The 6,592-nt window shown below is 39.7% G+C and carries 5 protein-coding genes; all 5 read right to left on the bottom strand.

The genetic code is table 11. The annotated features are described in order from the left end of the window. Positions 1-122: 122 nt before the first annotated feature. From INF28_RS11310 to INF28_RS11290, 5 genes are read right to left on the bottom strand one after another with little or no spacing between them, the layout of a single operon-like run. Positions 123-1,433, bottom strand: a complete 1,311-nt coding sequence (locus INF28_RS11310) for an FAD-dependent oxidoreductase (RefSeq protein WP_226393570.1) — start codon at positions 1,431-1,433, stop codon at positions 123-125. A 41-nt stretch (positions 1,434-1,474) separates the two neighbouring features. Further along, positions 1,475-3,088 (bottom strand): ribulokinase, encoded by a 1,614-nt coding sequence (locus tag INF28_RS11305; RefSeq protein ID WP_226393569.1) that lies wholly within the window; start codon positions 3,086-3,088, stop codon positions 1,475-1,477. A gap of 34 nt (positions 3,089-3,122) precedes the next feature. Beyond that, positions 3,123-4,007 carry a carbohydrate ABC transporter permease gene (locus tag INF28_RS11300; RefSeq protein WP_226393568.1) on the bottom strand — a complete coding sequence of 295 codons (885 nt, stop codon included), beginning with the start codon at positions 4,005-4,007 and terminating at the stop codon, positions 3,123-3,125. Positions 4,008-4,019: 12 nt separating this feature from the next. Further along, positions 4,020-4,967 (bottom strand): ABC transporter permease, encoded by a 948-nt coding sequence (locus tag INF28_RS11295; RefSeq protein ID WP_226393567.1) that lies wholly within the window; start codon positions 4,965-4,967, stop codon positions 4,020-4,022. Between the two features lie 16 nt (positions 4,968-4,983). After that, a complete protein-coding gene (locus tag INF28_RS11290; RefSeq protein WP_226393566.1) occupies positions 4,984-6,567 on the bottom strand; it encodes an extracellular solute-binding protein in 1,584 nt (527 codons plus the stop codon). Between the last annotated feature and the right edge of the window lie 25 nt (positions 6,568-6,592).

Genomic DNA, 6,592 nt, shown 5'->3' with positions numbered 1-6,592 from the left:
AAACAATAATTTTTCCCGCATTTTATCCTCCATAAAAATATACTTTACTAAATTGGGGGCTTGTACACAATATCTTATCTTCCAAAAATCCAATAAACACTAAACTAAATCTTTTTCATTTTTCATTTATCAACAAAAGGAAGATAAGCGCCCATGGCTATAAGTTTGTTTTGCAATTCCTTGGAATCGATATGGCGCACAGTTTGCTGTTTCCAAGATGCAATTGCTGCAGCGATCCCAGCTGCCATACCCGTTATGAAGCAGCACGGCATCACTCGTACGGAACCTAACATAGCGCGGTCTGCTCCAATGCATCTACCGGCTACCAAGACATTATCCAACCCCATTGGAAGCAAAGAGCGATAAGAAATACCATAACTTTTTCCTTTTTCATAACCCTTTGCATATACATCTCCCAATCCTTCATCAACACCAATCTGATAGGAATGAATATCAATTGGATAAGCATATCTTCCAATTTCATCTGGAAATACCGCCTGCGTCATATAATCCTCTTGCCGTGCCATATAATCACAATGGATTCTGCGTGTTTCTCTAATTCCCAGAACGTCTGCCGTTAATAACAATTTTGCGTTTTCATACCCATCGAGATACTCCTTATAATATCGTTCATATTCTCGTATCCGCTTGCGCATTTGTACAATAGCTTCCGTAATGGATGTTTCATCTGTACCATCAACACCAAATACATGCCCTATATTTCCGCCACCATAATGCCTGTCTAATTTCCACATACCAGGGAGGCTGGGATCCTCCACTGTAAATACGCCGTCCGCAAACGCCTGCTTCAAAAACCTATTATCTGGATCTTTCCCCAATTCAACAATAGCTCTATTCCAGTCAATATCTCCCCAAAGACTGCATAAGGTTGCAGGCATCATATGTCCTTTTCCATCTCCCAGAGAAAACTTTGCACCTGCACCCACAGCCAAAAAGCCATCGCCCGTTGCGTCAACAAAGCAGTTGGCCCTTACTGCAAACAATCGTTCTTTTCCCTTAAAAATTGCATAATTGACAATACCGTGCTCCGTTATAACATCCAGCAAATTGGTCTCAAACAAAAATATAACGCCGGATTTCTTTACCATATCATCGTATACCTGCTTCAACGTTTCAGTATCAATTGAAAACTCAATTTGCGTGTAATCTATGTTCCCATACAATTTGTCAAAAATTTCCCTTCCAATACCCCCTGCAAGAAAATGAACACCATCTGAAAACCGCATAAAAGCTGGTACTTTTGCATTTGTTGCTGCACCGCCAAAGCATTGTTCTTTTTCAAACAAACACACCTTTGCTCCACACCGTGCCGCGGCAACAGCAGCTGCCACCCCGGCCGGGCCGCCGCCAACCACACATACATCTGTATCAAATCGGACATCTATTTGTTTCTCATATTTTATCTTTTCCATCCCATCTCGCTCCTGCTTTCCATACAAAATACTTAAAATACTCATTCGTTCAATCTATCTACAAAATAGCACGACAACTCTTTATACGCTTCATACAATTTTGTATATAATAAAAAATTCTTCATATTTGGCTTATAAACGGTATTTTTCGTCTTCGCCATAGTTTTTGCAGCTTCCGCAAGGCTGTTATATCCCCTTTCGGAAACTGCACCAAAAATAGCACTTCCATGGGCACAAGTTTGGGCTGTACCTGCCGTCCGTATTTCTCTTCCTGTAACATCTGCATATATTTGCAAAAGCAAAGGGTCTTTTTCAGCAATACCACCGGCTGCAAAAATTTGTTTAACCGGCACTCCGTTTGTTTCATATAGTTCAATAATCTGCCTTGTACCGTATGCGGTAGCCTCTATCAAAGCTCTATATATTTCCTCAGGCTTTGTATTGATCGTAAGGCCATAAATTATGCCTTTAAGATCCGCATTGCCATATGGTGTTCTGTTTCCGTTCCACCAATCAAGCGCCAACAGGCCATTTGAACCAGGGGACACTTTCTCGGCCTTTTTTCGAAGAATTGTATGGATGTTTTCTTTATTTTTATCTGCCTCTGCCATATATGAATATGGAACACAGTTTTTTATAAACCAATGAAAGCAATCTCCTATACAAGCTTGCCCAGCTTCATATGCATAATACCCTTCCATAATCCCATCTTTAACGACACCGGAAATGCCAGGAATAACTACTTCACGTTCACCGAGCAAAATATGGCAGGACGATGTTCCGATTATAATCAGCAAACTGCCTGGCTCCACAACGCCAACTGATGGCAGGGCGGCATGTGCGTCAATAATTGCCGGGGCAACAGGAGTTCCCTCCTTTATTCCAAGCAACTCTGATCCTTTCTTACTTATTCTTCCTGCCGGCTTATCCATTCCGATAATATGTTCAGATACCTTGTCCCCAATTATATGTTCCAGCCTTCCGTCCAGCCTACGGAAAAACATCCTTCGCGGATAACCCTCTTTCTTGCTCCACATAGCCTTAAATCCGGCAGTACACACAGAATGTGTTTCCTCTCCTGTCAGCTGCCATATGATCCAATCCGCAGCTTCTATAAACCGCCCGGTATACTCATATATCTCTTCATCCTCTTTTAAAATTTGATAAATTTTGGGAAACATCCATTCACTTGAAATCGATCCCCCATACCGGTTCAGCCAGCTTTCGTTCATATTCTTTGCAAGCACATTAATTTCATCTGCCTCCTTCTGTGCCGCATGGTGTTTCCATAGTTTTACATAGCTATGCGGTCTGTTTTTAAATTTTTTAAGGAAACATAAAGGCGTTCCATCTTCTGTCACCGGCATAATGGTCGAGGCGGTAAAATCTACCCCCACACCAACAATTTCTTCGCCCCTAATTTTGGCAGATCTTATCGCATCCTTTACAACAAATCTCATTGTGTCAAGATAATCCTGCGGGTGCTGAAGCGCAAAATTTTTCGGCAGCTTTTCATTATTTAAAAAGAGTTCGGACATAACTCCGTGACTGTATTTCATTTCTGACACGGCAAGCACCTCTCCATTGGCTATATCCACCACGACTGCCCTTGCTGACAAGGTCCCAAAGTCTATTCCTATTGAATATTTACCCATATTCTTTCCCCTTTTAGTTTTGATAAAATAATGGTCAGCCCTTCACCGCTCCAACCATAACACCTTTTACAAAATACTTTTGCAAAAACGGATAGACACATAAAATAGGCAATGTAGAGACAACTACTGTTGCATATTTAATACTTTCACCAATAGAATCTCGTTCCGCAAGTGCCACACTGGTCATCATTTCATCCGTATTGTTATTCACCAAGATCTCGCGCAAAATCAATTGGAGTGGATATTTCGTTCTGGATTTTATAAACAACACTGCATTAAACCAAGAGTTCCAGTATGATACCCCATAAAATAAAATCATAACCGCAACAATTGCCATTGACGCCGGAATTACAATTCTAAAAAGTATTATAAAATCATTGGCCCCATCAATTTGTGCCGATTCTATCAAACTGTCCGGAATTTGACAAAACGATGTTCTCATTACAATCAGATTCCAAGTGGATAAACAAGACGGAAGAATCAATGCCCAAATCGAATTTCCCAAATGCAAGGTGTTGTTTACAATTAAATAAAATGGTATCATACCGCCCGAAAAAAACATTGTAAACATAACAATTCCTAAAATTGTATTTCCCCACATGAGGTTTCTTCTCGACAACACATACGCGCCTAGCGAAGTAATAATAATACTCAAAAACGTCCCGCAAAGTACAACCACTAATGTAGTTCTATATCCACTAAAAATATTTGGATTTTTTGCAACCATCTCATAAGCAGCTATATTAAAATCTTTGGGAAATAATATTAGGCCATTTGCCCTGAGCACTTCCGTCGAATTGCTAAAAGAGGCCATAATAACATGTACCATCGGTAAAACCATGATAAGGATCATTCCTGTCATGATCACATACAAAAATATGTCAAATACAATTTCTCCCAGTGTCCTACTCTTTCTCACTTTACTTCCTCCTTACCATAGCCCTTGTCCAGTTACCTTATTACTGATTTTATTTGCAATGATAAGAATCATTACATTGATAATTGAATTAAATAGTCCAATTGCGGTACTATAACTGTACTGTGCTCCTTCTAACAGACCTATGCGATACACATATGTAGAGATAATATCAGCAGTCTCGTATATATTAGGAGAATAGAGCAACATAACTTTTTCATATCCAATCGTCATGAAATGCCCCAGCTTTAAAATTAGCATAATGATAATGGTTGGTACAATGCTCGGTATTGTTATATGAAACATTTTCCTCCATCTGCCGGCACCATCCAGTTCAGCTGCTTCATACAGCTGCAGATCAATGGCCGATAAAGCAGACAGATAAATGATACTATTCCACCCAATTCCCTGCCACAGTTCGCTCAAAATATAGATGGTTCTAAATTTAGCCGGATCTGCAAGCAGATTGGTCCGCTCCATTCCGAAAACATTGACAAGAATGGATGTAATCATACCATCACGTCCTACAAACTGTACAATCAAGCCGCATATGACAACTAAAGATATAAAGTGTGGCAAATAGGTAAGCGTCTGCACTACTCTTTTATATTTGTTACTTCTAATTTCGTTTAGAAACAACGCAAATATAATAGGCGCAGGGAATGTCCATAAGATGCTGAAAAAACTCAACAAAACCGTATTCTTTAACACCCGGACAAATGAATAGTCATTGATAAATTTGATAAACCATTGAAGTCCTACCCATTCGCTTCCCAAGATGCCGTCCACAATTTTATAGTTCTTAAACGCGATAATTGCACCATACATCGGCATATAACAAAATGCAATATAATATAATAGGACAGGTATCGCCATTAGATACACATATTTATTCCGAAGAAAATCCTTTTTTACCCTTACCGCAAAAGAGTTTCCTTTGAGAGAAACTTCTTTTTTTAACATTCTATTCCCCCCTGATTTACTGAGCTAAGGCACGATCATATGCAGTTTGTATTAATTCACAGACTCTGTCAATCTGCATAGTTTTTAGTTCCTCTACAAATTTATCGTATTGATCCAAGGAATCAATACCCGAAATCAACCTTGCATATTTCTCTTCCACATAGGTGTTGATCTGAGAGACAAGAGCATTATATTCTTCCGTTTCTTCCGCATTAAACTTATAGCATGCTCTCCAGATCATGGAAGGCTGTGTCTTCGCGCCATCTGCTGACCAAGTCTGCAACGCCTGCTGCTGTAATTCGCTGTTATAGTACTGTGCTAAATACGCCTCGTCCAAATATCCAGTTGCATTTGGACGGGCATAGTTTGCAAGCGCTGTGTTCAAATCATATCCATCTGGATTATTTGTAATTAACTCTGTATAAACAGGAGTACCATTTTCCATTGTATAGCTCGTACCTTCTATACCAAAATTATACAGCATATGCCCTTCCTCCGAAAAGGCATAGTCCAACCATTGCAATGTTCTTTCAGGATTTTTATTTGCTGTAGAAACACCAACCATTCCGGCATATGTATAACCATCCATTCTATCAAAAGGCACGATTGGGCAGACATCACCTTCATTTAATGTCGGATACGGACAAATTGCCAACTCAGCTTCCGGCAAAACTCGTTTTAATTCTGCTTCTCTTGTCCGAAGAGTACTCACATTGTCTGTCCATGCACCGGCCTCTCCGTTATAAATTTTTCCTTCTAATCCTTTACTATCTATCGTCGTGATATCAGGATCCAACAATCCCTCATCAATCCAGCTTCTCATTGTACTGATGAACTCTTTAATTCTTTCATCTGTAAACCCATGTTTTACCTTGCCGTCAACAGGATCCACAAAAAAGTTTCTGGCAATCCCATATGCACCAATAAACTGTGCAAACGATTTAACAACGGAATAACTGTCTGTATCAAAGAAAACCAACGGAGAGGCTATCCCCTCATTTTTAAAGGCTCTGAGCACGTTTTCCCAATCTGCAATCGTCTTCGGGATTTCCAATCCACATTTGTCAAGCAAATCCTTTCTGATAATCGGGCCATGCATAACCGTATATTTTTCGTTGTCGGATAAATTTGGGATTGTGTAAAATCTGCCATTGGTGGTAACCCATTTTTTTGATTCTGGAATTACCGTATCAATATAATTCAGCATGTTTGGCATATTTTCTTTAACTAGATCAGTTAAATCCATCAAAATTCCATCTTTGTTAGCCTGTTCTTCTCCTCCCGTATAACTTGACCAGTCTCTTTCAATAATGTCCGGATAGTCTCCAGATGCAAGCATTACATTAAACTGCTCACTAACATTAGCAGAAGAAGGATGTATAAATTCGATTTCTACATTCGTTCTTTTCTCTAACTCTTTATAAAAATCAAGCTCACCCATATCAACAGCAAACTGTGACACATTGGTTGGAAGCGCCGCCCAATACGTCAGCTTTACCCGCTCAGTCTCTTGTGCAGATTCTGAATTTCCGCAGCCGGCGAGTGTTGCTAACATAAGAGAGGCCATAACCGCCACCGATACAAATCTCTTATTTTTCATTATTTTTCCTCCTCTGATATCTTAA

Source organism: Ructibacterium gallinarum, assembly GCF_014982785.1.
Classification (GTDB): Bacteria; Bacillota; Clostridia; order Monoglobales; family Monoglobaceae; genus Ructibacterium; species Ructibacterium gallinarum.
This window is presented reverse-complemented; position numbering and strand designations above follow the sequence as displayed.